The sequence below is a fragment of the Brevundimonas sp. genome (assembly GCF_965279155.1).
In the GTDB taxonomy this organism is placed as follows: domain Bacteria; phylum Pseudomonadota; class Alphaproteobacteria; order Caulobacterales; family Caulobacteraceae; genus Brevundimonas.
On the sequence record NZ_OZ257138.1, the window covers coordinates 1,506,255 to 1,530,244 of the forward strand.

Sequence of the window (23,990 nt, forward strand, 5' to 3'; positions counted from 1 at the left end):
TGTTGACTTATATATGACGAACATCATATTTGGCAACTCAGATGATAGCCGTCATGAATAACGGCCCAAGGAGTTTCACACATGCCCGATCTTCCCATTGTCCTGATCACCGGCGCCTCCAGCGGCATCGGCGCTGTCTATGCCGACCGCTTCGCGCGCCGGGGCCATGATCTGGTGCTCGTCGCCCGCGACGCACAGCGAATGGAAACCCTTGCTTCGACGCTGCGCGCCGAAACCGGCGTGGCGATCGAGGTTGTGAAGGCCGACCTGACCCAGGCGTCGGACGTGGAGACCGTGTCTCGTCGTCTGCAAGAAGACGACCGCATCGGCGTCCTGATCAACAACGCCGGCGCAGGCCTCAGCGGGTCGTTCGCCACCCAGTCGAGCGCCGCCCAGCAGAACCTGATCGCCCTGAACGTCTCGGCGGTCGTCGCCCTCGCCAACGCCGTCGCGCCCCGCTTCGCTCGAGCCGGAACCGGCGCTATCGTCAACATCGGTTCCGTCGTGGGGCTGGCGCCGGAGTTCGGCATGTCGGTCTACGGCGCGACCAAGGCCTTCGTGCTCTATCTCTCTCAGGGTCTGGCCGTCGAACTCAGCCCCAAGGGCGTCTACGTCCAGGCCGTCGTGCCCTCCGGCACCCGAACCGAAATCTGGGACCGATCCGGCGCCGACCCCGCAAACCTACCGCCCCTGATGGAGGTCGCGGACCTCGTGGACGCCGCCTTGGTCGGGTTCGACCGGCGCGAGCCTGTCACCGTTCCCCCGCTCCATGACGCCGCCCTGTGGGACGCCTTCCAAGGCGCCCGCCAAGCCATGCTGCCCGGGTTCGCCGCCACCGTTCCGGCGGATCGCTACCGCGCCTGATTCCGAGACCTCCTCCGCCTTTTCGAGACTGCGAGACCCCCAATGACCACCCCCGATCTGTTCGCACCCTACGCCCTCGGTCCCATCGCCCTGGCCAACCGCATCGTCATGGCGCCCTTGACGCGCAACCGGGCGGGGCCGGGCTTCGTACCCGGCGACCTCGCCGTGGAATATTATCGCCAGCGTGCGACGGCGGGGCTGATCATCGCCGAAGCGACCCAGATCTCGCAGCAGGGTCAGGGCTACCAGGACACCCCCGGCATCTACACGCCGGCCCAGATCGAGGGCTGGCGCCGGGTGACGGATGCTGTTCACGCAGAAGACGGCCGCATCGTCCTGCAACTCTGGCACGTCGGCCGCATCTCCCACGTCGATCTGCAGCCCGGCGGTGCAGCGCCTGTCGCCCCTTCGGCGATCCGCGCCGAGACCAAGACCTTCGTCAACAACGGCTTCGTCGATGTGTCCGAGCCGCGCGCCCTGACCTTGGAGGAGCTTCCGGACATCGTCGATGATTTCAGGCGGGCTGCCGCCAACGCGATCGCGGCCGGTTTCGACGGCGTCGAGATCCACGGCGCCAACGGCTATCTGTTGGACCAGTTCGCCAAGGACGGCGCCAATGTCCGCACCGACGCCTATGGCGGGTCGGTCGAAAACCGCGCGCGCCTGATGTTGGAAGTGGCCGCCGGCGTGGCCGAGGAGATCGGGGCCGATCGCACCGGAATCCGGATTTCGCCCGCCTCGCCGGCCAACGGCGTCTCGTCCAGCGATCCGCAGCCCCAGTTCGACTATATCGTCGATCAACTGGACGCGCTTGGTCTGGTCTACCTCCACGTGGTCGAAGGGGCGACCGGCGGGCCGCGCGACAATGCCGACTTCGACTACGGGTCGCTGCGCCGCCGGTTCAAGAACACCTACATCGCCAACAACGGCTACGGTCGCGCGCTCGCTGAAGCCCGGCTCAGCGCAGACGAGGCCGATCTGTTCGCCTTCGGGCGCCCCTTCATCGCCAATCCCGATTTGGTGGAACGTCTGAAGACGGGTGCGGCTCTGGCCGACATCAATCCGGCGACCCTCTATGGCGGCGGAGCGGCGGGCTACACCGACTATCCCCCTCTCCACGCCACCCAGGCCTGATCGACCGCCGTGCTGCGCGAAGAAGGACGATCCGAATGAAAGCCTACATCCTCGACCGCTACGCCAAGAAGGGCGCGCTTCGTCTCGGCGAACGTCCCGATCCGGCGCTGCGCGACACCGATGTGCTGATCGAAGTGTACGCGGCGGGTCTCAACCAGCTCGATTCGAAAATCCGCGATGGCGAGTTCAAGCCCATCCTGCCGTACCGTCCGCCGCTCGTGCTGGGTCACGACGTGGCGGGCAAGGTCGTGCGCCTCGGCCCGAACGCGCGGCGTTTCAAGGTCGGCGACGCCGTCTACGCCCGCCCACGTGACGGCCGGATCGGAACCTTCGCAGAGTTCATCGCCGTCGACGAAGCCGATGTCGCGCTGAAGCCCACCAACCTGACCATGGAGGAAGCCGCCTCCATTCCGCTGGTCGGCCTGACCGCCTGGCAGGTCCTGGTCGATCGCGCCAAGCTGAGCCGCGGCCAGAAAGTCCTGATCCACGCCGGTTCTGGCGGAGTCGGTACGGTCGCCATCCAGTTGGCCAAACACCTCGGCGCCACGGTCGCCACGACGGCGAGCGCCGTCAACGCCGATCTGGTCCGCAGCCTGGGGGCCGATGTGGTCATCGACTACAGGACCCAGGATTTCGCCAAGATCCTGTCGGGCTACGACGTCGTGCTGAACAGTCTCGACGGCGACACGCTGGAACGCTCGCTGGACGTTCTGAAGCCCGGCGGCAAGCTCATCTCGATCTCGGGACCACCCGACCCCGCCTTCGCCAAGGCCCAGGGTCTGAACGCCATCCTGAAGCTGGTCTTGGGCGTGCTGAGCGGCAAGATCAGACGCAAGGCCGCAGCGAAGGGCATCGACTATTCCTTCCTGTTCATGCGCGCCGACGGCGAACAATTGAAACGGATCACCGCCCTGATCGAGGCCGGCGACATCCGTCCGGTGCTCGATCGCACCTTCGCCTTCGCCGATCTCAACGCCGCCTTCGCCTACATCGAAACCGGCCGGGCCAAGGGCAAGGTCGTCGTCACCGTCAAGGAGGATGCGCAATGAACCAGACGCAATTGAACGCCGCCGCCGCAGAGACCTGGAGCACCACGCCCAACCGGACGATCGCGGCGGCGGGAACCACCTTCGCCTATCGTCGGCTCGGATCGGGCGAAGGCCTGCCGCTGGTGATCTTGAATCACTGGGGCGCCACGCTGGACAATTTCGACCCGCGCATCCTGGACGGTCTGGCGACGAAACGCACCGTCTTCGCCCTCGACTACCGGGGCGTGGGCGCCTCGGGCGGAGACGCGCCCCTTACAATCGCCGAGATGGCGACCGACATGCTGGCCGTCGTCAGTGCGTTGGGTCTGACCCGGATCGATCTCATGGGCTTCTCGCTCGGCGGATTCGTGGCCCAGGACATGCTTCGCCAGGCGCCCGATCTGGCGCGCAAGGTCGTCCTCACCGGCACGGGCCCCGCCGGCGGACCGGGCATCAACAAGGTCGGCGCGGTGTCCACGCCGCTGATCGTCAAGGGCATGCTGACCCTGAAGGATCCCAAGACCTATCTGTTCTTCACCTCCAGCAAGGCCGGCCGGCACGCCGCCAAGGCGTTCCTCGAAAGGCTGAAGGAACGCCGCAATGATCGGGATAAGGCCATCACCATCGCGGCCTTCCGTCGCCAGCTGAAGGCCATCGAGGCCTGGGGAAACCTGCCGGCGCAGGATCTGGGCGCGATCCAGCAGCCGGTCCTGGTCGCGAACGGCGACCACGACATCATGGTCCCCAGCCGCAACTCCATCGACATGGCGCACCGTCTGCCGAACGCCGAACTCGTCCGCTACCCCGACGCCGGCCACGGCGGCATCTTCCAGTATCACGAGGCCTTCGTGCCCAAGGCGCTGAAGTTCCTCGACAACTGAGGCTGTCTTCGAACGCCCTCCATCCCTCTCTTTCAAGAACTCCCAATGTCCGACACCCATCTGACCGCCCCCACCCGCCATATCGACGTCGATGGCGATCGCTTCGCCTATCGTCGCTGGGGCAAGACCGACTCTGGTCAGCCGCCTCTGCTGTTCTTCCAGCATTTCCGCGGTGGCATGGATCATTGGGATCCTTTGATGACCGACGGCCTGGCGGCCGGTCGCGAAGTCATCCTCTACAACTATCGGGGAAGCGCCTCCTCCTCCGGCACGCCCCGAAACACCATCGAGGACATGGCCGACGACGCCGCCAAGGTGATCGCCGCGCTCGGCCTGTCGCAGGTGGATGTGGTCGGCTTCTCGTTGGGCGGCATGGTCGCCCAGGAGTTCACCCGACGCCATCCCGACCGCGTGCGCAAGCTGATGCTACTGGGCACCCAGCCGCGCGGCGGCAATCCCGGCCCCGATCCGAAGATCTTCGAGGTCGCGCCGCGGCCGATTCCGACCGTCGACGACTTCCTGTTCCTGTTCTTCGGCCCGTCCGAAGCGGCCAAACAGGCCGGTCGGGCGTTCTGGGACCGTCGTCATCAGCGCGTCGACCAGGATCCGCCGAGTTCGCCTGAGCTGATGATGGGTCAGATCGAGGCCAACACCGCCTTCGTCACTCCCCTGGATCCCGAACGACCGTTCGATCACCTGGCCGAGATCACCCAACCCACCATGGTCGTGAACGGCGTCAACGACGTCATGATCGCCACGATCAACTCCTGGCACATGGTCCAGAACATCCCGAACGCCCAGTTGATCGTCTATCCGGACGCCGGTCACGGAGCGCAGTTCCAGTACCCCGAGCGCTTCCTGAAGCACGCGATCCAGTTCCTGGAAGACTGATCGCGCAACGCGCCCCACAGCGCCTCAACTCACGACGTGAAAGGCTTGCTCCATGAACTATACGCTGTTCGGAAAAACCGGCCTGCAGGTGTCTCGGCTTGCGCTGGGGACTGCCAACTTCGGTACGGCCTGGGGCCACGGGGCCGACATTGAAACCAGCAAGGCGATCTTCGACGCCTATGCCGAGGCCGGCGGCAACTTCATCGACACCGCTGATGTCTATCAGTTCGGTCAGTCCGAGGAGATCTTGGGATCGCTTCTGCAAGGCCGGCGCGAAAACTTCGTCCTCGCCAGCAAATTCACGCGAGGCGACGCCCCGAATGCCAATCGCCTGGTCACGGGCAACAGCCGCAAAGCGATGATCGCTTCCGTGGAGGCCAGCCTGCGACGCCTCAAGACCGATCGGATCGACATCTATTGGGCCCACTGGCCCGACAACGTCACCGGTTCTGACGAAATCCTGCGCGGTTTCGACGACTTGGCGCGAGCTGGCAAGATTCTCTATGCGGGCCTGTCGAACTTCCCTGCCTGGCGTTTGGCCCACGCCGCGACGCTTGCCGATATCGGCCGGTCCCTTCCTGTCGCGGCCGCGCAATTCGAGCACAGCCTGGTCCACAGACAGCCCGAAGCCGACCTGTTCCCGGCTTCTCGCGCCTTCGGCCTCGGCGTCGTCACCTGGTCGCCGCTTGGCGGCGGCATGCTCACCGGCAAATACAGGCAGGGCGAGAAGGGCCGAGCCGAAGGTCTTGGCGGAAACGTCTTCCAAGCCGAAAACTCGGCCCAACGCACCGCAATCCTCGACACCGTCCTCGCCATTGCATCGGAACAGGGGGTCAGCGCCGACCAGGTCGCCATCGCCTGGGCCGGCACCCACGGCGCCGTTCCCATGATCGGGCCGCGATCGCCGGCACAGCTCACCAGCAATCTCGGCGCGCTCAAAATCGAACTCACAGCGGATCAACTGGAACGTCTGGACACGGCTAGCGTGCTCGATCCTGCGTCGCCGCCAAGAACGCCCCATGCCTGGCCGCCTGCGAACGGACGATCAGGCAACGTGGCGTGAAACGCATCGGTTTTCGAGCCGCAGACGGTCCTCAGCGCAATCCGGCCTCAAACCAAGACGCGGCCGGCCACTAACAGGCCGGTTCGCGCGCCGTCGTGCCACCGTGGCGCTAGGATTGACCGGGACCGTCCGGCGGGCAGTAGATTTCGGCAAGAACGCCTATGACCTTCAGCGCCGACGGGTCTGTGATCCGATAAAAGATCGTCGTGCCTTCCCGTCGCGTGGCGACGAGGGCCTCTTCGCGCAGTTTCGCGAGATGCTGAGACAGGGCCGACTGGGACAGACCCAACAAAGGCATCATCTGGCTCACGGCCAGTTCTCGATCCCCGAGCTGACACAGGATCATCAGACGCTTCTCGTTGGAGAGGGCGCGAAGCAACCCTGCGGCTTCCGAGGCGCTGGCTTCAAGGCGCTCGACCGCGAAACTTCCTACGTCGACCATTCCACCCTTATATTTGTATTTGCTAATTGAGCCATCCCTAATATATAGGGCGTTAGCAGCAGCTTACCACTGTTCGTCGATGTGACGTCAGCGTGTCCCGCCGATCGCCACCCTTTTCGCTTCTGCCCGCAGACGACACAGCCGAACCGGAGACTCAGGTGAACGACCCCGCCCTCAAGTACGCAACGCGTATCATCGAGCAGTCGGGACCGGGTTCGGGGGCCGTAGCGACGGTCAAGAGCTTCTTCGACGAACCAACCAACACCGTCACCTACGTCGTCCATGATTCGGCGACCGGCGAGGCGGCCGTGATCGACAGCGTGCTGGACTATGATGCGGCCGCAGGTCGGACCTCTTTCGCATCCGCCGACGCTGTCATCGCCTATGTGAAGGCCGAGGGGCTGACCGTCGCCTGGCTGCTGGAAACCCACGCCCATGCCGACCACCTGTCGGCCGCGCCCTACCTGAAGGCCCATGTGGGCGGCCAACTCGCGATTGGTCGCGAGATCATCCACGTCCAGACCGTCTTCGGGAAGATCTTCAACGAAGGGACCGCCTTCGCCCGCGACGGCTCGGAGTTCGACCGGCTGTTCGAGGATGGCGACCGGTTCAAGATCGGCGGGATCGAAGCGACGGCCCTGCATGTGCCGGGCCATACGCCCGCGGACCTGGCCTATGTCGTCGGGGACGCCGTCTTCACAGGCGACACCCTGTTCATGCCGGACTACGGCACGGCCCGCGCCGACTTCCCCGGCGGCGATTCCCGCCAGTTGTACAGGTCGATCCGCCGCCTGATGGCGCTGCCTGAGCGCACGCGCCTGTTCCACTGCCACGACTACAAGGCCGCCGGACGCGACACCTTCGCCTGGGAGACGACGGTCGGAGCCCAGCGCGCGGGCAATGTCCATGTTCATCAAGGCGTCGGCGAGGATGAGTTCGTGGCCATGCGCGACGCGCGTGACGCCACCCTGTCCATGCCCAGACTGATCCTGCCCTCAATCCAGGTGAACATGCGCGGCGGTCATCTGCCCGAGCCGGAGCCGAACGGCACACGCTACCTCAAAATCCCACTGGACGTGCTGTGATGGGCGACCTTCTGGCTAATGCTATGCCGGTCCGAGGGCTGATCGGTGGCTTGATGATCGGCACGGCCTCGGCCGTCATGCTGCTGGGCCTCGGGCGTATCGCGGGTGTCAGCGGTCTGGTGGCGCGGGCGGCCGGGATCTCCGCGAGCGGCGCGCCGCGAGGATTGTCGATCGCCTTCGTGATGGGGCTGCCTCTGGGCGCCCTGCTGGTCACCCTGGCTCTTGGCCCCGTCGAGGCGCGGTTCCCGGCGGGCGTTAGTTCTCTGATTATCGCCGGATTGTTGGTTGGTTTCGGGACCCGCTTGGGCAGCGGCTGCACCAGTGGCCACGGCGTCTACGGCCTGTCGCGATTTTCGGCGCGATCAATGGTGGCGACGGCGACCTTCATGGGAGCCGGCTTCGCCACCGTCGCCATCATGAACGCCCTGGGGCTGGGCCGATGAAGCGCACGTTCACCCTGGCCCGGCCTAACCTGGCGCCCCTCGCCCTGGCCGTGTTTGCGGGCGCCCTGTTCGGCGCCGGCCTGGCCGTTTCCGGCATGGCCGACCCGCAACGCGTGCGGGGCTTCCTCGACCTGTTCGGGACTTGGGATCCCACGCTCGCCTTCGTCATGGGCGGCGCTGTCGTGGCCATGGCCGTCGCCTGGCGCTTTCAAAAGGGAATGGTGAAGCCCTGGGCGGCCCCGGCGTTCGCCTTGCCTTCGGCCAGAGACCTTGACCCTCGTCTGGTCGGGGGCGCGGCCCTGTTCGGCATGGGCTGGGGCATCGCCGGGCTCTGTCCAGGTCCCGCGATCGCCGACCTCGCGATCGCGCCAGCCCAGGCCGCGATCTTTGTCATGGCGATGCTGGGCGGGATGCTCGTTCACCGCCTGCTGCCGGCCGTCCGCGCAAAGCCGCCGCGGTAGAAACGCCCCTGGTCCGCGCCCCAAACATCGTCGGCCTGGCGCACCTCCCCCAGGCGCTTAGCGCCATTCCCCCCAAAGGACGATCCCATGCCTTTCATGCCGCTGTCCGTCACCTTTTCCGTCGCCCCACAACTGACCGCAGCCGACGTCGCCGAGGCGGGGCGCTACGGCTTCCGGGCGATCATCGACAACCGGCCGGATGGCGAAGAGCCAGGCCAGCCGACAGCCGCCGAAATGCGCGCCTTGGCGGCGTCCCACGGCTTGGGTTTCGCCCATGTGCCGACCCTTGGCGGAGCGGTTTCGGACGAACATGTCGCCCAGATGGCTGAGGCCTTGGCCCGTCTGAACGGTCCTGTCCTCGCCTACTGCCGCACCGGTACGCGTGCGGCGACCCTGTGGGCGCTAACGCAGAGCGGGTCGCAGACGGCGGACGCTCTGATCGCGACCGCCGCCGACGCCGGCTACGACCTGTCGCCGCTTCGACTTCGGCTCAACGCCCGGCGCGGCGGCACGAGCGCTGCGGGCGCCGAACGCGCCGCTATCGCCGGCGACGATGGAGCGGCGAGGTCCATACCGAATGACGCCGGATGAGCCTTGAGCCTCTCCAGTATCTGCTTGGCGCCCTGTCGGGCGGCCTGGTCGGCTTCACCCTTGGGCTCCTGGGCGGCGGCGGGTCGATCCTGGCCGTGCCGCTGATGGTCTATCTGGTGGGCGTCCCGAGCCCGCATGTCGCGATCGGCACCAGCGCCCTGGCCGTGGCCGTGGCCGCCAATGCGGCGGCAGGACTGGCCAACCATGCCCGAAATGGGACGGTGAAATGGCGTTGCGCAGCGATGTACGCCGGAGCCGGCGTGGCAGGGGCGTTTGCAGGTTCGACCGTCGGAAAGGCGTTCGACGGCGAGAAGCTGCTGTTCCTGTTCGCGCTCGTGATGGTCGTGGTGGGCATTCTGATGCTGCGCGGGCGCGCCGACATCGGCAACCCAGGCGCTGAGTGCGATCGCGAGAATGCCCCGAAGGTCCTGGGCTTCGGACTGGGCACCGGGATGTTTTCCGGATTCTTTGGGATCGGCGGCGGCTTTCTGATCGTACCGGGTCTTGTCGCCTCGACCGGGATGCCGATCCTGAATGCAATCGGATCGTCACTCGTCGCGGTGACGGCCTTCGGCCTGACCACGGCATTGAACTACGCCTTCTCCGGCCTGATTGACTGGCCCTTGGCCGGCGTTTTCATCCTGGGCGGCCTTGCCGGGAGCTTCGGCGGCGCGCTCGCCGCCAAAAAGCTCTCAAGCGCTGGCGGTTTGCTGACGACCATCTTCTCGATCCTCGTCTTTGTCGTCGCCGCCTATATGCTGTGGAAGAGCAGGCCTTTCTGACGACGGGGTGTTACGCTTCTTCGGCCCTCGGCCCGCGTGTCCCACTCGAAGGAGCACCTCGAAGCCATAGCCTTCGAGATATTCGGTCAGTGTCGCCCGCGCATCGCCCAGGTCGTAGCAGGTCGAGCTCAGGAAGATGCGGGTTTCGCCATAGGGTCTCCAAACGCCAGGGCGAACGCCGTGGCCAACGACCGCATCTGTGGAACCTCGACCAGGGCTTCAAGCGGCTAAGGGCTCCGCCCTCGCGCGGGCCAGGGTCCGCGGCTTCGCCGCCGGACCGGCCGGTCTCCCCGGCCTTCCGCGCCGGCCAAGAGGGCGATGATGCGTCATGACAGGAGGCTTTGTGCAGGCCGGGCGATCCCCCTCCGGCCGGTCCGCCCTGGCCCTTGCTACCCCGGTCTCGCCGACGGGCACGGTTTCAGGCGCGCAGTTCGCGTGCCTGCAACCCATGCCCAAAGGAGGCAGACATGACTGCTCATTCCCCTCAGACCACCCCGACCCCGGCGACGGCCGCGACGGAGGCCGGAAAGTTCCTCGGCGCGACCCTCGTCGTGCCGTTGAACCGGCTGAAGGCCTCACCGCACAACGCCCGCAAGACGCCGCATGCACCAGCGACCCTCGAGGCGCTTGCCGCCTCGATTAAAGCCAAGGGCGTCTTGCAGCCGCCCGTGGTCGAAATCGAGCGGAAGCGCGACGGTACGCCTTCCGGGGCCTATCTGGTCACCATCGGCGAAGGGCGGCGGCAGGCGCTGCGCTTGCTAGCCAAGCGCAAGGCGATCAAGCGGACCCATCCCGTGCGCGTAACCGTAAACGAGACCAACGACGCCCATGAAATCTCGCTAGACGAAAACGTCACGCGCGAGGCCATGCATCCGGCCGATCAGTTCGAAGCCTTCCGGCGCGTCTCGGACGAAAAGGGATGGGGCGCCGAAGAGATCGGCGCCCGGTTCGGCGTCTCCGCCCAAGTGGTGCGTCAACGGCTTCGGCTCGGCGCGGTCGCGCCCGAACTGATCACCGCCTATCGCGCAGGCGATCTCTCCCTCGAACAACTGATGGCCTTCGGCGTCAGCGACGACGGCGCGCGCCAACGCCAGGTGTTCGAGCAGGTCGGCCCCCATGCCCCCTCCTACGCCATCCGCCGCGCCATGACCGAAAGCAAGGTTCGCGCCGACGACCGGCGCGCCCGCTTCGTCGGGGCCGCCGCCTATGAGGCGGCGGGCGGCGTCATCCTCCGCGACCTCTTCACGGAAGACGGCGGCGGCTGGCTGGAAGACCCCGCCCTGCTCGACCGGTTGACGGCGCAAAAGCTGGCCGACCTCGCCGAGGACGCCCGCGAACGCGAGGGCTGGGCCTGGGCCGAGGCCCATTCCGACTTCCCGCACGGAACCGGCTATGGCCGGGTCTGGCCCGAGCCGGTGGAACGCACCGAAGCGGAGGTCTCCGGCATCGCCGCGCTCGCCCAAGCGGGCGAGGACGGCTTGACGCCGGAACAGGACGCCCGGCTGGAAGAGATCGACAAGGCCTTGCAGGACTACGGTCCAGACGTGGCCTATCGGCCCGACGACCTGTCCCGCTCGGGACTGATCGTCACCTTGGACTACGACGGTCGAGCGCGGTTCGAGCGCGGTCTGGTCCGCGCCGAGGATGCCCTGCGGCCCTCCGATCCGGACGCGACCAAGTCCGGTCGCGGGAGAGAGGCGGACGCCGACGAAGCGACGAAGACGGGCGACGAAGCGCGCGACGCGGAGGCCGACGAGGGGCTGGCGCCGCTTTCGGAGCGGCTGGTCATGGACCTGACGGCCCATCGCACCGCCGGGCTGCGCGCCGCGCTCGCCGCCGCGCCGACCGTCGCCCTGACCGCTCTCGTTCATGCGCTGGCCCTTCAAGTCTTCTATCCTGGCCATGAACAGGCGACGCCGCTTCAGATACGGCTGGTTCGCACCGGTCTGGAACGGCTCGCACCCGGCGTCACGGAGGGTCCGGCAGGACGGGCGCTGACCCAAAGGGGCGAGGCCTGGGCCGCCCGCCTGCCCGCCAGACCGCAGGACCTGTGGGCGGCGCTGTCGGCCCTGCCCGGCTCGGAGGTGCTGGACCTGCTCGCCTATTGCGCCGCGCTCGGCCTCAACGCCGTGCGCGACCCGCATGACCGCCGCCCAGGCGCCTGGGCGCAGGCGGACGTGCTGGCGACGGCCCTGTCGCTGGACATGACCGCCGTCTGGTCGCCGACAGCGGCCGCCTACTTCTCGCGCGTCTCCAAGGCGAGAATGCTGGAGGCCGTGACCGAGGCTCGCGACGCCGCCGAGGCGGAGCGGATCGCCGGGTTCAAAAAGGGCGACATGGCCGAAGCCGCCGAACGATTGGTCGAGGGCCGGGGCTGGCTGCCCGCGCTGCTTCGGACGGCGCCGGACAAGGCCGAAACGGCCTCGGAACCGGCCGACGCCCTCGCGTCAGAGGACGCGCCGGACACGATGAAGACCGATCCTGACGCCTATCCCTTCGCGGCGGAATAGGACGCCATACCGCAGAAGGACGGGCCGCGCTCACAGGCGCGGCCCTGACCTGGCCGAGGCGAACCACGCCGCCGTCCGACGCCGGGTGCGGATCAGGCGTCCGACATCAAAGCTCGGAGGTCCGCTTGATCAGCACCGAATCCGCCCCGGACACGCCTGTCGCGCGCGATTTTCAGGGTCACCAGCCAGCAAGCGTCCTCCGTCTTGGTGGGCGATCCAGACGGACTGACGGCACTGTCCCCGCGCCCCGCCGCAGCCTCGCGCGCAACGGCCCCGCCAGATCAAGCTGACGCCGTCGGTGACCTCGTTACGGGACGCGTAGATCGGGGCAGGGAAGCTGGGATCGTCCAACTTGACCGACAGGTAGTCGCGGTCGGCCTGGATGGTCGTCCTCCCATCGGCGAGCGGTGCGCCGCCGTCGCGTCATCGGTTCGCCAACGCCTCGTCCTTCGCCCCGGCCATCACGCCACCGCCTTGCGCGCCCGAGGTCAGGTCCGCCTCCCGCCTAACCGCGACGACCGTGCGGGTGAAGGCGCCAAGCCCCGGCCTGTCCGGCTCTCCGGGCGGTCCGATCACGCCGCGCGCGGCCTCTCCTGGCTTGATCTGTCCAACCGTCCCCCGGTCTTCGCAACCGTCGGCGACGACTTTCTTCCCCGGCCTTTCGGCCTCCTCGCGCAACAAGAAAGACGTCGCCTCTCGGTCCTCCGCCAAAGGCTTCGGGCCCCGGGGCGCCTGCGGCTGCGGGGCTGCGGACCGGCGTCCGCTCGGCCTGCCGATCGCCATCGAGGCCGCGGCTGGCGCGGCCCGATCTGCAAATGGAGAGACGAACATGGCGACCATTGGAACCTTCACCCGCACGGACGACGCCTATTCCGGCGCCATCAAGACCCTGAGCCTGAATGTCCGCGCCGAGTAGTCTGACCACACCACCCGGAAAATCTCTTCCTGCCGCATGGCTGTGGCGATTGCGAAACGGATGACTCTTGCCATCGGAATGATTTGGCGTGGATTGCCTTCGAAGTGACCGATGAGCTTCTGCAGCTCTTCCTCAGTCGGTCTCCGATCGCGCTCGACGCCCTTGCCGACAAGTCCAAGGCGTTTGAGCGCCAGACGAGCCATGTTCACCGGTTCGGCGGAGATTGTCAGTCCGTGGACTGCGATCGCGTGTGTGATGACCAGCTTGATGGCGCCGATGTCGATGCTCAAAGTCATCGGCCCAGCCCCCTCCTTCGCACGCTCTTTGCCGAAGTCGATGAATAGCCGCCGATCGAGTTGACCGAGCTTCTTCCGCCCGAGACGCGCCTTGAGCATTCTCAGCGTCGCGGCTTTCGAGCGCCGCGGCGCCTTACCGACCAATTTCATGTCGTCGATGTGCAGGTCGATAAGCTCGCCGAAGGTGCGAAGACGCGCAGCGCGCTCAGGCGTCGGAACCTCACCACGATCGATCCGGCCCTCGGTCTCGGTGGCCCAGCGGCGCGCATCATCGCGTTTGAGGAAGGTCTCGCTTATATAGCGGCCCTTCCGTCTGACCTGGACCCGCCAAGTTCCGGACGGGAGTTTCGAATATGTCGCCATTTTCGTGTGCGCTCTGTGTGCACTGAGATGTCGAAAAGCCGGAAAAAACGTCGCAACACGGCGTAAGATCGAGTGCACACGTCACCAACCAACGTTTTGATATTACTTAAAAAATGCCGATAAATCAAGCACGTAGATTGGCCGTGGCCCCGATGATGGACTGGACCGACCGGCATTGCCGGGCGTTTCACCGTGCGCTGACGACGCGGGCATTGCTCTATACCGAGATGGTGACGGCGCCGGCGGTGTTGCATGGGGATCGCGAGCGGCTGTTGGGGTTCGATGCGCTGGAGCATCCGGTGGCGCTGCAACTGGGCGGATCGGATCCGGCGCAGTTGGCTGAGGCCGCCAGGATCGGTCAGGCGTTCGGTTATGACGAGATCAATCTGAACGTCGGCTGCCCGTCGGACCGGGTCCAGTCGGGCAGGTTCGGGGCCTGTCTGATGCGCGAGCCGGAGCTGGTGGCCGACTGTATGGCGGCGATCCGCGGGGCGGTAAGCGTGCCCGCCACCGTCAAATGCCGCATCGGCGTGGACGATCAGGATCCGGCGGTCAGCCTGTTCGCCACGGTGGACGCCTGCGCCGCCGTCGGGATCGAGGTCTTCATCGTCCATGCGCGCAAGGCCTGGCTGAAGGGTCTGTCGCCCAAGGAGAACCGCGACGTGCCGCCGCTGGATTACGCCCTGGTGCGCCGGCTGAAGCGCGAGCGCCCGCATCTGAACATCTCGATCAACGGCGGCATCGCCTCGATGGACGAGGCGGAGACCCATCTGGCCGAAGCCGACGGGGTCAAGCTGGACGGGGTCATGCTGGGCCGCGCCGCCTATCACGAGCCGGCCATCCTGGGTCAGGCGGACCGTCGCCTGTATGGCGAGGCTGTCGCCGACACCGACGCCTTTGCGGCCCTGGACCGCTATCGGCCCTATATGGCCGCGCGGTTGGCCGAAGGGGTCGCCCTGCCCGCAATGGCGCGGCACATGCTGGGTCTGATGCACGGCCGCCCCGGCGCACGCGCCTTCCGCCGCATCCTGACGGTCGAAGCTGTTCAGCCCGGCGCCGGGCTGGAGGTGCTGGACCGCGCGGTCGAGGCGGTGCGCGAGGCCGAGGCGCGTCGCGACACGCCACAGGGAGAATGGGCTGCGTAACCCAATCTTCAGGGCCGAACGTCAGGGTGGGGGCGAACCCTCCCCTTTCGGACCTGCATTATGAAAACCCTGCTGATCGCCGCCCTCGCGGCCGCCGTCCTGCCCGCGACCTCGGCCCTGGCCCAGGAGAACGGACGTTTCGCCGTCGGCGCCCAGGTCGGCACGCCCGGCGCCGGCCTTCAGGCCCAGTTTTCTCTCAGCCCCGTCGTCGTTCTGCGCGGCGGCTATGACGTGCTGAAGTGGGATCGCGACCAGACCTACAAGGGCATCGATTACGACGCCAAGATCGACTTCCAATCCCCGGGCGCCTTCGTGGACCTTCATCCGTTCCGCAACGGGTTCCTGGTCTCGGGCGGGGCCTATTTCGGGGATCGCAAGATCGATCTGGACGCCACGCCCACCGGCAACGTCAACGTCGGCGGTGCGACCTTCACCCCGGCCCAGGTCGGGACGCTGACGGGTCGCATCGACCTGGAAAGCACCGCGCCCTTCGTCGGCTTGGGTTACGACAACACCTTTACGCGCGGCGGCCGCCTGGGCTTCCGCATCCTGGCCGGCGCCGCCTTCGGAGACTCGCCCCAGGTCGATCTGGATGCGCGCGGCGGCACCCTGTCCAACGATCCGATCTTCCGCGCCCGGCTGGATCAGGAAGAGCAGGAAATCCAGTCCGAAGCCGACGATTACAAGGTCCTGCCCGTCGTTCAGGCGGGTCTGAACTTCAAATTCTGACGGCTGACCCCGTCCCTGGCTTGCCGCACAGGCGCGCAAGCTGGGGATGGATAGATCATGAAAAACAAGGCATTAACTTAGAAACAAATCGTAACGCACAGCGCGCAGAACGATTTGGCCGCTTTCTCGCCACAAGTTAACGCGACAAGGCGAGCGCCGGCGGCGTTGGGAGCCGGTGTCTCCTGAGCGAAACTCATGATCGGCGCTTCCGCTGCTATCGCCATTCTTTGGGCTGCCGTGTCGTCTGTGACGAGCGGGCCTGTCCCCTACAATGATGTCATAGCTGCGGATGAAGTCAGGGTTGAAACCCCTGCCGCCACAGTCGGTTCCGCCGAAATCGAAACCGCGCTGAACGCCGAACAGGCCGAGATGATGGCCTCCGATCCCGACTGGCGCGCCTCGGCGCGCCTGTATCACGCAGGCGGCGGCGGCGCGACGGGCAACGATTCCCTGGGTTGCCGTCCGATCGCCATGCGCACCGTCGCAGTCGATCCTCGTGTCATTCCCCGCCGCACCAAGCTGTTCATCCGCGAGACGGTCGGCCTGCGTATGGCTGACGGCACGATCCACGACGGCTACTGGTATGCGTCGGACACCGGCGGCGCCATCAAGGGCCAGAAGGTCGATCTCTACACCGGCAACGGCCGTGGCTCGATGAACCAGGCGCAGCGTCTGAACATGCGCACCCTGACCATCGTCGACGCCGGCGATTTCGACGGCTGCCCCCCGGCCTGGACCACCGCCTCCAACTAAGTCCATGCGGAAATGAAAACGCCGGCTGACCGCGAAGGTCAGCCGGCGTTTCCGTGTCTGCGCCGAGCTGCGATCAGTCCAGCTCGGACACTTCCAGCGTCGATTGCACCATCGAGTCGTTGTAGGTGCCGACCCAGATGTCGTAGCGGCCGCTCTGCGGATTGGTGATCGTGACCTTGGGATCCAGGTCGCCGCCGCTGTCGTCGTCGCAATAGAAGCGGCCGTTCGGCGTATTGATCAGCAGGGTGGTGTCCTCCTCCGCCCGCACGCGGAAGGTCAGGTCGGAATCGCCCGGCTCGAAGAAGATCTGAATGTCCGGCGCCGCGCTGACCGAGCCTTCGCAGCCCGACTTGGCGGCCGAGGCCGGCGACGAACCGCCGGCCAGGATCGACTTGATCCACGGATCGGGCGTGAAGCCGCCGCGCAGATTGGCCGTGCCGTAGTTGGGCTCCAGGCTGATGTCCGGGCCGCTGCCCGAATCGTCGCCATCCATGCCGACGCGCTCTGTGACCGACAGGGTCGAATCGACCATGCTGTCGCCATAGGTTCCGACCCAGATATCGTAACGGCCGCTTTGGGGACCGTTGATCGTGACCTCGGGGTCCAGATCGCCGCCGCTGTCGTCGTCGCAATACCAGTCGCCGCCCGGCGTATTGACCAGCAGCGTCGTATCCTCCGACGCCACGGCCTTGAACGTCAGGTCCAGCGCGCCCGCCTCATAGGTGACCTGAAAATCGGGCGCGGCGCTGACATTGCCCTCGCAGCCGGATTTGGCGCGAGAGGCCGGGATCGAACCGCCGGCGCGTATGGCCTTGGTGTAGGGATCGGGCTCGAACCCGACCGAGAGGTCGACCGTGCCGTAATTGGGATCCAGGTTGAAGTCGGGCCTGGCTTCGCCCTTCTGCGCCAGGCTGACGCCCGGCGCGAACAGGACCGAGGCGGCGGCGACGATGGCGATGGATTTCATGAGCGCTCCCTCCAGCAGCGGCGAGGCGCCGCAGGAGGCAGACTAGTCGGTTTCAAAAAACCGTGCAGCTTGAAATGCGGATCAGAAGCGACGCTTGCCCGACACCGTCTCGAAGAACAGGCGGAAGTCGCCCATCAGGCTCCACAGCGGATATTTGAACGTCGCGGGCCGGTTTTTCTCGAAGAAGAAATGCCCCACCCAGGCGAACCCGTATCCGATCAGCGGCATGGCCAGCAGCCACCAGGGGTTCTGCGTGGCCACAAAGACCCCGAACGCCAGGATCACCAGGCCGGTGCCCACGACGTGGATACGCCGGCACGTCCGGTTCGAATGCTCGTGGATGTAATAGGGATAGAAGGCCTCGAACGAGGCGTATCGTTCTTGGGGTGCCGACGGCGTGGTCATGGGCGAAAGGTGCGCCGGGATTAAGCGTGTGGCAAGTCCGGGATCAGAAGGGGCGCCGGCCGGTCACGGTCTCGAAGAACAGACGAAAATCGCCCATCAGGCTCCAGACGAAATGGCGCAATCCCAGCGGCCGGTTCTTCTCGAACACGAAATGCCCGATCCAGGCGCTCGCGGCCACCGCCGGAAAGATGGCCAGCCACCATGGATTCAGGGTCAGCAGGCTGATCGGAACCGCCAGGATCATCAGACCCGTCCCGATCACATGGATGCGTCGCGAGACCCGGTTCTGATGCTGACTGATATAGAAGGGATAGAAGACTTCGAACGAGGCGTATCCCTGCTCGGATTCCAGTGGCGTGCTCATGGGCGAAGGGTGCGCCTCCGCCCATGATCAGGCAAGTCTCAGCCCTTCGGCTTGCCCTTGAAGCCGTCCTTCTTGAAGTTCGGCTTGCCCTGGAAGGCCTTCTTGGCGAACGGCTTGTCGGCCGCGGCGTTCGAGCGCGGGTTGCCGCCGCCGTCCGCCTTGGGCGCCCAGGGCTTCTTGAAGGCCGGACGGGCGTCGCCCGCACCGCCGTCGGCGCGCTTGTAGGGGGTCTTCTTGAACGGGCGGTCGCCCTCGTCGCGGTTGGGCTTGCCGGCGAAGCGGCTGGACTTCATCGAACCCGGCGTCGGGGCTTCCGACGGCGTGATCTTCACCTCGTCCTTGGACGCGGCGACGGCTTCGCGGAAGGCCTTCTCATGGGTCTTGGCGACCTCGAACCGGGTCTCGTCGGGGAAGGTGCGGATGGCGCCGATCTGGGGCTTGGTGATGCCGCCGATGCGGCAGATCAGCGGGATCAGCCATTTGGGATCGGCATTCTTGTTGCGGCCCACGTCCAGGCGGAACCACACCACGTCGTCAGAGCCCAGGCGGTCGCCCGGCCAGGGTTGGGCGGCCGTGCCGTCGTCGTTGCGCACGGTGCGTTCGCGCTTGGCGGGACCACGGTCCGAACCGGGATCGGACAGTTCTTCCGGCGCCGGCTGTTCCTTGCGCAACAGGCGCACCAGGGCGGCGGCGATCTCGTCGGGCGTGCGCTCGGCGATCATCCGCTTGGCGACGATCATGTCCTCGTCGGAGACCTCGGCCTCGAAGAACTCGGGCGACAGCAGACGGCCTTCGTCGGCCTTGCGGATTTCGTCGAAGGTCGGCGCGCCGGTCCAGACGGCGTCGACGCCAGCCTCGTCCATCAGACGTTCGGCCTTCCTGCGGCGCGAGTGCGGCACCAGCATCACGGAGACGCCTTTCTTGCCCGCCCGGCCCGTCCGGCCCGAACGGTGCAGCAGGCCGGCGCGGTTCATCGGCAGTTCGGCGTGGATGACCAGACCCAGGTCCGGCAGGTCCAGACCGCGCGCGGCCACGTCGGTGGCGACGCAGACGCGGGCGCGGCCGTCACGCAGCGACTGAAGCGCGTCGGTCCGCTCGCGCTGACCCATCTCGCCCGACAGGCTGACGGTCGAGAAGCCGCGCTCCAGCAGCGACGACTGCAGGTGACGCACGCTGTCGCGGGTCGAGCAGAAGACCATGGCGCGCGGCGCCTCGAACCAGCGCAGGGTGTTGACCACTGCATGCTCGATCTCGTTCGGGGCGATGCGATAGGCGCGATATTCGATGTCGGCGTGCTGGCGCGTCTTGTCGGTAGCGTCGATGCGCACCGCGTCCTTCTGGTAGCGCTTGGCCAGGGTCGCGATCTCGCGTGCGATGGTCGCGGAGAACAGCAGGGTCCGGCGTTCGGCCGGGGCCTGGTCCAGGATATGCTCCAGGTCCTCGCGGAAGCCCATGTCCAGCATCTCGTCGGCCTCGTCCAGAACGGCGACCTTCAGCTCGGACAGGTCCAGGTTGCCCCGGTCGATGTGATCCTTCAGGCGGCCGGGCGTGCCGACGACGATATGGACGCCGAAGCTGAGGGCGCGCGCTTCGCGACGCGCATCCATGCCGCCGACGCAGGTGGCGATCTTGGCGCCGGAGTCGGCGTACAGCCATTCCAGCTCGGCTGCGACCTGCATGGCCAGTTCGCGGGTCGGGGCGATGGCCAGGCACAGCGGCGCGCCGCCGGGGGCGAAGATCGGCTTGTCACCCAACAGGGTCGGGGCTGCGGCCAGACCAAAGGCGACGGTCTTGCCCGAGCCCGTCTGGGCCGAGACCAGCAGGTCGCGACCGGCGTATTCGGCTTCCAGGACAGCGGCCTGAACCGGGGTGGGTTCGGCATAGCCCTTGTTGATCAGGGCGCGGTCGAGCGCGGGATGGACGGCGGGAAAGGGCATAGGAAACCTGGGCAAACGGACAAGGGCGGTCGTTGAAACGACCGCGCCCGGCCGAGGTCAGACCTCAGGCCGGGCGAATGATGGCGCTCTATACACGAATAAGGGCGCAAGCGGGGCGGAAAACGGCGTTACCGCGATCACTGTTCGAAAGACCGACCTCGGATCGGACCTTCGCCCGCTCGGTTTTGCCCTCTTAAACTTTAAACGCCAGGAAGCCGTCGTCGGCCGCCACCGTCGATCCGTTGACGGCCGAGGCGGCGTCGCTGAACAGGAAAGCCACGACGCTGGCCACCTTCTCGGGCGAGATCAGTTTGTTGGTGACGTGCTGGGCGGCCAGCGCCGCACGGGCGGACTGATCCAGCTGGCCCATCATCGGCGTGTCGATGAAGCCCGGCGCGACGGCCGTGACGCGGATGCCGTGCTCAGCCAGTTCCAACGCGCCCGATCGGGTCATGGCGATGACGGCGGCCTTGGCGGCGTTGTAGTTGAAGCTGCCCTTGGCGGCGACCGAGCCATAGATCGAGGCCGTGTTGACGAACACGCCCTTCACGCCCAGCTCGACCATCTTCCTGGCCCCATAATGCAGGCCGTAATAGACGCTGAACTGATCGACCTCGATCACCCGGCGATAGGAGGCAGGGTCCATCTCCAGCAGGGACTGGACCTTGGAGATGCCGGCGTTGTTGAACACGCCAGTCAGGGTTCCCAGCGTCTCGACCGCGAAATCGACCAGGGCCTCGACGGCGGCCGGATCGGACACATCGACCTTATAGGCGAACGCCTTGACGCCCAGCGCCTGGACCTCGGCGGCGACCCGTTCGGCCCCGTCGATGTCGAAGTCGGCGATGATCAGGTTCGCCCCATGTCGCGCCAGCTCCAGTGCCGAGGCATGGCCGATGCCGCTGGCCCCGCCCGTAACGATGATGGCCTGATCCTTGAGTGTCATGGCGCCGGTCTCCTTTTTATGCGTTGGCGTCCACCCGATATGGATCAGCGACGGCGATATGTAACCCGTGCGGGCACATTTCGCCGTTCACCCTGTTTGTTCGCGCCACGTTGACGGATCAGGCCTCATCTGGCCGCCGAGGGATTTCCTTTCGGGAGGCTTGAGATGCAGGCCCATTCCATTTCAAGCATGGCCATCGGCGCCGCCGGAATGCTCGGCGCCCAGACCCGTTTCGACAACAGCGCGCGCCGCACCGCGACCGCGCCGCTGGACAACCTCGCCGAGGAAACCGTCGAACGCATCCAGGCCAAGACCGCCTTCAGCGCCAACGCCGCCGTGGTCCGCACCGCCGACGACATGACCGGAACCCTTCTGGACATCCTGGCCTGATCGCCGTCAGGCCTGCGTCTTCTCCGGCAGGTTGAAGAAGCCCGCGAACCGGTCGAACACGGCCCTGTCGCCGGTCAGCGTCATCATCCCATCCGCCTCGAACGCAGCCGGCGGAACCTTGCCATAGACGCAGGCGGCGACCAGCGGCGGCTGGGTCGTCAGCACCACCTCGGCGGCGTCCGTCGCGTCGCGGCGCGTCGTGATGACGCCGCCTTCGATGCGAACGACGAAGGGCTCGTCGCCGAAGACGAAGCCCACGCTCATGACCGCATCGCCGGCCAGGGTCGGATCGAACATCGTCTCGAACGACTGCATGATCGACACAGCGCTGATCGGCAGGGTCGGATCGTGCAGCGGCGAGCGCGCCGCCCAGCCGCCCAGCACCATGAAGACCGGCTTGATCTCGTAACCCCAGGGCGTCAGCTCATAGACCTGGACCGAGGCGGGCGGCGGCAGCTTTCTGCGCCGCAGAATGCCCGACGCCTCCAGCCCCTCCAGCCGCTGTGTCAGCACATTGGCCGAGATGCCGTGCAGATCCTTCCTCAGATCACCGAACCGGCGCGGCCCCATCATCAGTTCGCGGATGACCAGCAGCGCCCAGCGCTCGCCGATCAGGTCCAGCCCGTGCGCTGCCCCGCACGCATCGTGATATTTGCGACCAGCCTTGTCGGTTACTTTTTCTAACTTCATGGTTGACTATCATAATCATAGGAGTCAGGTTTCGCAAACAAACAAGGAAGAGGAAACGCCGTGCCCCAGCTGATTTTCATCAACCTGCCCGTCGCCGACCTGCCCAAGTCCATCGCCTTCTACGAAGCCGTCGGCGCGACCCGGAACCCCATGTTCAGCGACGACACGGCCGCCTGTATGGTGGTGTCGGACGTGATCCACGTCATGCTGCTGACCCACGACAAATGGCGCACCTTCACCGACCGCCAGATCCCCGACGCCCATGCCTCGGCCCAGGTCATGCTGTGCCTGTCGCACACCAGTCGCGAGGCGGTCGATGCGGTCGTCAAACAGGCTGGCGACGCGGGCGGTCGCGTCGATCCCAACGCGACCCAGGACTACGGCTTCATGATCAGTCGCAGCTACGCCGACCCCGACGGCCATATCTGGGAAGTCATGTGGATGGACCCGGCCGCCGCGTCCGCCGGCCCCGAGGCCTTCGCCGCCGACGCCACGGCAGCGTGATGGCCGACCCCCGCGAACTCAGCATCAGCCGCCTGATCAAGGCCTCGCCGGAAACCGTCTGGAAGATCTACACCCAGCGCACCGGCGAATGGTTCTGCCCTCGCCCCTGGACCACCCCTGTCGTCGATTGGGATCTGCGCGTCGGTGGACGGGCCAATATCGAACTGGCCTCTCCCGAGGGCGAACGCCATCCCCATTCCGGCGTCTTCCTGGAGGTCGTGCCGGGCCGCAAGCTGGTCTCGACCAGCGCCTTCACCGAGGGCTGGGTGCCTCAGTCCGGCGATCTGGACTTCGTGCGCATCGACACCTTCGAGCCCGAGGCGGGCGGCACGCGTTACACCTCCATCGCCCGTCACTGGGACGAGAAGACCGCCGCGAAACACAGGGACATGGGCTTCGAACAGGGCTGGGGCGCCGTGGCCGATCAGCTCGCCGCCCTTGCAGAGGGAGACACCCAGTGAAGATCACCCCCAATCTGATGTTCCACGATCAGGCGCGCGAGGCCTTCGGCTTCTACGCCGAGGTTCTGGGCGCCGACCAACTGAACCTGATCACCTTCGCCGACATGCCCGAGGCCCCCGTCGCCCCCGAGTGGAAGGACAAGATCGCCCATGCATGGATGCAAGTCGGCGACCAGGCGATCATGGGCTCCGACAGCCAGCCCGGTGTCTGCGCCGACACCGGCGAGCGCAAGGCCGAAGAAATGCGAAAGCCGCCCGCCCAAACCTCGGTCGCCGTGCATTTCGACAGCGCCGACAAGGCCAGAACGGTCTTCGACCGGCTCGGCGAGAACGGCCTGGTCCAGTTGCCTTTCGCCGCCACCTCATGGTCGCCCGGCTTCGGCATGGTCCGCGACCGGTTCGGCAAGGACTGGATGATCAACACCTTCCCGCCCCAGGCGCACGCGTGATGGCCGACAAGATCGTCCCCTGCCTGTGGTTCGACGGTGACGCGGAGGCGGCGACCGCCTTCTATGTCTCCCTCCTGCCCGACAGCCGCGTCACGGCGGTCAATCGCTCCCCCGTCGATACGCCGTCCGGTCCGGCCGGCTCGGTCCTGACGGTCCAGTTCGTCCTGGCCGGCCATGAGTATGTGGCCCTGAACGGCGGTCCCGCCTTCCGCTTCACCGAGGCCGTCTCCTTCATGGTGATGACCGAGGATCAGGCCGAGACGGATCGCCTGTGGGACGCCCTGATCGCCGACGGCGGCCGCGAGAACGCCTGCGGCTGGCTGAAGGACCGCTGGGGCCTCTCGTGGCAGATCACGCCCCGCCGCCTGATGGACCTGACCACCGACGCAAATCCCGCGCGCGCGGCCGCCGCAATGACGGCCATGATGAGCATGACCAAGATCGACATCGCGGCGCTGGACCGCGCCGTCGCCGACCTCTGAACCCAAACCAAGGAGACA

The 23,990-nt window shown here is 66.4% G+C and carries 30 protein-coding genes; 20 read left to right on the top strand and 10 right to left on the bottom strand.

Annotated features, from left to right (window positions below; translation table 11 throughout):
- Positions 1 to 81 precede the first annotated feature (81 nt).
- Genes ACQY72_RS07100 through ACQY72_RS07125 form a run of 6 tightly spaced genes read left to right on the top strand, consistent with a single transcriptional unit; the run spans position 82 to position 5,861 of the window.
- A complete protein-coding gene (locus ACQY72_RS07100) occupies positions 82 to 864 on the top strand; it encodes an SDR family NAD(P)-dependent oxidoreductase (RefSeq protein WP_428156541.1) in 783 nt (260 codons plus the stop codon).
- Positions 865 to 906: 42 nt separating this feature from the next.
- Positions 907 to 1,998, top strand: a complete 1,092-nt coding sequence (locus tag ACQY72_RS07105) for an alkene reductase (RefSeq protein ID WP_428156542.1) — start codon at positions 907 to 909, stop codon at positions 1,996 to 1,998.
- 35 nt (positions 1,999 to 2,033) lie between these two features.
- Positions 2,034 to 3,047, top strand: a complete 1,014-nt coding sequence (locus tag ACQY72_RS07110; RefSeq protein ID WP_428156543.1) for an NADP-dependent oxidoreductase — start codon at positions 2,034 to 2,036, stop codon at positions 3,045 to 3,047.
- Complete coding sequence (locus ACQY72_RS07115) at positions 3,044 to 3,907, top strand: alpha/beta fold hydrolase (RefSeq protein WP_428156544.1); 864 nt, start codon at positions 3,044 to 3,046, stop codon at positions 3,905 to 3,907. The genes ACQY72_RS07110 and ACQY72_RS07115 overlap by 4 nt, the downstream gene beginning before the upstream one ends.
- Before the next feature lie 45 nt (positions 3,908 to 3,952).
- A complete protein-coding gene (locus ACQY72_RS07120) occupies positions 3,953 to 4,798 on the top strand; it encodes an alpha/beta fold hydrolase (RefSeq protein WP_428156545.1) in 846 nt (281 codons plus the stop codon).
- A 52-nt stretch (positions 4,799 to 4,850) separates the two neighbouring features.
- The gene (locus ACQY72_RS07125) at positions 4,851 to 5,861 is read left to right on the top strand and encodes an aldo/keto reductase (RefSeq protein WP_428156546.1); all 1,011 of its coding nucleotides are present in this window, start codon (positions 4,851 to 4,853) and stop codon (positions 5,859 to 5,861) included.
- A 109-nt stretch (positions 5,862 to 5,970) separates the two neighbouring features.
- Here ACQY72_RS07125 and ACQY72_RS07130 read toward each other — a convergent pair whose 3' ends face one another.
- Positions 5,971 to 6,303, bottom strand: a complete 333-nt coding sequence (locus ACQY72_RS07130; RefSeq protein WP_428156547.1) for an ArsR/SmtB family transcription factor — start codon at positions 6,301 to 6,303, stop codon at positions 5,971 to 5,973.
- A 158-nt stretch (positions 6,304 to 6,461) separates the two neighbouring features.
- Here ACQY72_RS07130 and ACQY72_RS07135 point away from each other — a divergent pair, with 158 nt between their 5' ends.
- The 6 genes from ACQY72_RS07135 to ACQY72_RS07160 all read left to right on the top strand — a co-directional run bounded on the left by ACQY72_RS07135 (position 6,462) and on the right by ACQY72_RS07160 (position 12,175).
- Positions 6,462 to 7,388 (top strand): MBL fold metallo-hydrolase, encoded by a 927-nt coding sequence (locus ACQY72_RS07135; protein WP_428156548.1) that lies wholly within the window; start codon positions 6,462 to 6,464, stop codon positions 7,386 to 7,388.
- Complete coding sequence (locus tag ACQY72_RS07140) at positions 7,388 to 7,831, top strand: YeeE/YedE family protein (RefSeq protein WP_428156549.1); 444 nt, start codon at positions 7,388 to 7,390, stop codon at positions 7,829 to 7,831. Before ACQY72_RS07135 ends, ACQY72_RS07140 begins: the two co-directional genes overlap by 1 nt.
- On the top strand, positions 7,828 to 8,292 hold the full coding sequence (locus ACQY72_RS07145) for a DUF6691 family protein (protein WP_428156550.1): 465 nt from the start codon (positions 7,828 to 7,830) through the stop codon (positions 8,290 to 8,292). Before ACQY72_RS07140 ends, ACQY72_RS07145 begins: the two co-directional genes overlap by 4 nt.
- An 87-nt stretch (positions 8,293 to 8,379) precedes the next feature.
- The gene (locus ACQY72_RS07150) at positions 8,380 to 8,883 is read left to right on the top strand and encodes a TIGR01244 family sulfur transferase (RefSeq protein WP_428156551.1); all 504 of its coding nucleotides are present in this window, start codon (positions 8,380 to 8,382) and stop codon (positions 8,881 to 8,883) included.
- Positions 8,880 to 9,665 (top strand): sulfite exporter TauE/SafE family protein, encoded by a 786-nt coding sequence (locus tag ACQY72_RS07155; RefSeq protein ID WP_428156552.1) that lies wholly within the window; start codon positions 8,880 to 8,882, stop codon positions 9,663 to 9,665. The genes ACQY72_RS07150 and ACQY72_RS07155 overlap by 4 nt, the downstream gene beginning before the upstream one ends.
- A gap of 467 nt (positions 9,666 to 10,132) precedes the next feature.
- Entirely contained in the window at positions 10,133 to 12,175 is a 2,043-nt protein-coding gene (locus ACQY72_RS07160) for a ParB N-terminal domain-containing protein (protein WP_428156553.1), read from the top strand.
- Between the two features lie 129 nt (positions 12,176 to 12,304).
- Here the strand turns inward: ACQY72_RS07160 and ACQY72_RS07165 are convergent, their stop codons facing one another.
- Genes ACQY72_RS07165 through ACQY72_RS07175 form a run of 3 tightly spaced genes read right to left on the bottom strand, consistent with a single transcriptional unit; the run spans position 12,305 to position 13,750 of the window.
- The gene (locus ACQY72_RS07165; RefSeq protein WP_428156685.1) at positions 12,305 to 12,559 is read right to left on the bottom strand and encodes a DUF736 family protein; all 255 of its coding nucleotides are present in this window, start codon (positions 12,557 to 12,559) and stop codon (positions 12,305 to 12,307) included.
- A gap of 39 nt (positions 12,560 to 12,598) precedes the next feature.
- Positions 12,599 to 13,015 (bottom strand): hypothetical protein, encoded by a 417-nt coding sequence (locus ACQY72_RS07170; protein ID WP_428156554.1) that lies wholly within the window; start codon positions 13,013 to 13,015, stop codon positions 12,599 to 12,601.
- Between the two features lie 27 nt (positions 13,016 to 13,042).
- Complete coding sequence (locus ACQY72_RS07175) at positions 13,043 to 13,750, bottom strand: hypothetical protein (RefSeq protein ID WP_428156555.1); 708 nt, start codon at positions 13,748 to 13,750, stop codon at positions 13,043 to 13,045.
- A 113-nt stretch (positions 13,751 to 13,863) separates the two neighbouring features.
- Here ACQY72_RS07175 and dusA point away from each other — a divergent pair, with 113 nt between their 5' ends.
- The 3 genes from dusA to ACQY72_RS07190 all read left to right on the top strand — a co-directional run bounded on the left by dusA (position 13,864) and on the right by ACQY72_RS07190 (position 16,377).
- The gene (gene dusA, locus ACQY72_RS07180; RefSeq protein ID WP_428156556.1) at positions 13,864 to 14,895 is read left to right on the top strand and encodes a tRNA dihydrouridine(20/20a) synthase DusA; all 1,032 of its coding nucleotides are present in this window, start codon (positions 13,864 to 13,866) and stop codon (positions 14,893 to 14,895) included.
- 60 nt (positions 14,896 to 14,955) lie between these two features.
- On the top strand, positions 14,956 to 15,624 hold the full coding sequence (locus ACQY72_RS07185; protein ID WP_428156557.1) for a hypothetical protein: 669 nt from the start codon (positions 14,956 to 14,958) through the stop codon (positions 15,622 to 15,624).
- 195 nt (positions 15,625 to 15,819) lie between these two features.
- Complete coding sequence (locus ACQY72_RS07190) at positions 15,820 to 16,377, top strand: 3D domain-containing protein (protein ID WP_428156558.1); 558 nt, start codon at positions 15,820 to 15,822, stop codon at positions 16,375 to 16,377.
- Positions 16,378 to 16,450: 73 nt separating this feature from the next.
- Here the strand turns inward: ACQY72_RS07190 and ACQY72_RS07195 are convergent, their stop codons facing one another.
- From ACQY72_RS07195 to ACQY72_RS07215, 5 genes are all read right to left on the bottom strand, one after another.
- On the bottom strand, positions 16,451 to 17,344 hold the full coding sequence (locus tag ACQY72_RS07195) for a hypothetical protein (protein WP_428156559.1): 894 nt from the start codon (positions 17,342 to 17,344) through the stop codon (positions 16,451 to 16,453).
- 81 nt (positions 17,345 to 17,425) lie between these two features.
- Positions 17,426 to 17,749 carry an Mpo1-like protein gene (locus ACQY72_RS07200; RefSeq protein WP_428156560.1) on the bottom strand — a complete coding sequence of 108 codons (324 nt, stop codon included), beginning with the start codon at positions 17,747 to 17,749 and terminating at the stop codon, positions 17,426 to 17,428.
- Between the two features lie 43 nt (positions 17,750 to 17,792).
- Positions 17,793 to 18,113, bottom strand: coding sequence for an Mpo1-like protein (locus ACQY72_RS07205; RefSeq protein ID WP_428156561.1), 321 nt, complete (start codon positions 18,111 to 18,113; stop codon positions 17,793 to 17,795).
- Between the two features lie 38 nt (positions 18,114 to 18,151).
- Positions 18,152 to 20,050 (bottom strand): DEAD/DEAH box helicase, encoded by a 1,899-nt coding sequence (locus ACQY72_RS07210; RefSeq protein ID WP_428156562.1) that lies wholly within the window; start codon positions 20,048 to 20,050, stop codon positions 18,152 to 18,154.
- Positions 20,051 to 20,243: 193 nt separating this feature from the next.
- The gene (locus ACQY72_RS07215; RefSeq protein WP_428156563.1) at positions 20,244 to 20,996 is read right to left on the bottom strand and encodes an SDR family NAD(P)-dependent oxidoreductase; all 753 of its coding nucleotides are present in this window, start codon (positions 20,994 to 20,996) and stop codon (positions 20,244 to 20,246) included.
- Positions 20,997 to 21,161: 165 nt separating this feature from the next.
- Here ACQY72_RS07215 and ACQY72_RS07220 point away from each other — a divergent pair, with 165 nt between their 5' ends.
- A complete protein-coding gene (locus tag ACQY72_RS07220) occupies positions 21,162 to 21,386 on the top strand; it encodes a flagellar basal body rod C-terminal domain-containing protein (protein ID WP_428156564.1) in 225 nt (74 codons plus the stop codon).
- A 6-nt stretch (positions 21,387 to 21,392) separates the two neighbouring features.
- Here ACQY72_RS07220 and ACQY72_RS07225 read toward each other — a convergent pair whose 3' ends face one another.
- A complete protein-coding gene (locus tag ACQY72_RS07225; protein WP_428156565.1) occupies positions 21,393 to 22,076 on the bottom strand; it encodes a winged helix-turn-helix transcriptional regulator in 684 nt (227 codons plus the stop codon).
- 60 nt (positions 22,077 to 22,136) lie between these two features.
- Between ACQY72_RS07225 and ACQY72_RS07230 the strand changes: the two genes are divergently transcribed.
- Genes ACQY72_RS07230 through ACQY72_RS07245 form a run of 4 tightly spaced genes read left to right on the top strand, consistent with a single transcriptional unit; the run spans position 22,137 to position 23,972 of the window.
- On the top strand, positions 22,137 to 22,580 hold the full coding sequence (locus ACQY72_RS07230; protein WP_428156566.1) for a VOC family protein: 444 nt from the start codon (positions 22,137 to 22,139) through the stop codon (positions 22,578 to 22,580).
- Entirely contained in the window at positions 22,580 to 23,041 is a 462-nt protein-coding gene (locus ACQY72_RS07235; protein WP_428156567.1) for an SRPBCC family protein, read from the top strand. Before ACQY72_RS07230 ends, ACQY72_RS07235 begins: the two co-directional genes overlap by 1 nt.
- On the top strand, positions 23,038 to 23,490 hold the full coding sequence (locus ACQY72_RS07240) for a VOC family protein (RefSeq protein ID WP_428156568.1): 453 nt from the start codon (positions 23,038 to 23,040) through the stop codon (positions 23,488 to 23,490). The genes ACQY72_RS07235 and ACQY72_RS07240 overlap by 4 nt, the downstream gene beginning before the upstream one ends.
- On the top strand, positions 23,490 to 23,972 hold the full coding sequence (locus ACQY72_RS07245) for a VOC family protein (RefSeq protein WP_428156569.1): 483 nt from the start codon (positions 23,490 to 23,492) through the stop codon (positions 23,970 to 23,972). The genes ACQY72_RS07240 and ACQY72_RS07245 overlap by 1 nt, the downstream gene beginning before the upstream one ends.
- Positions 23,973 to 23,990 lie beyond the last annotated feature (18 nt).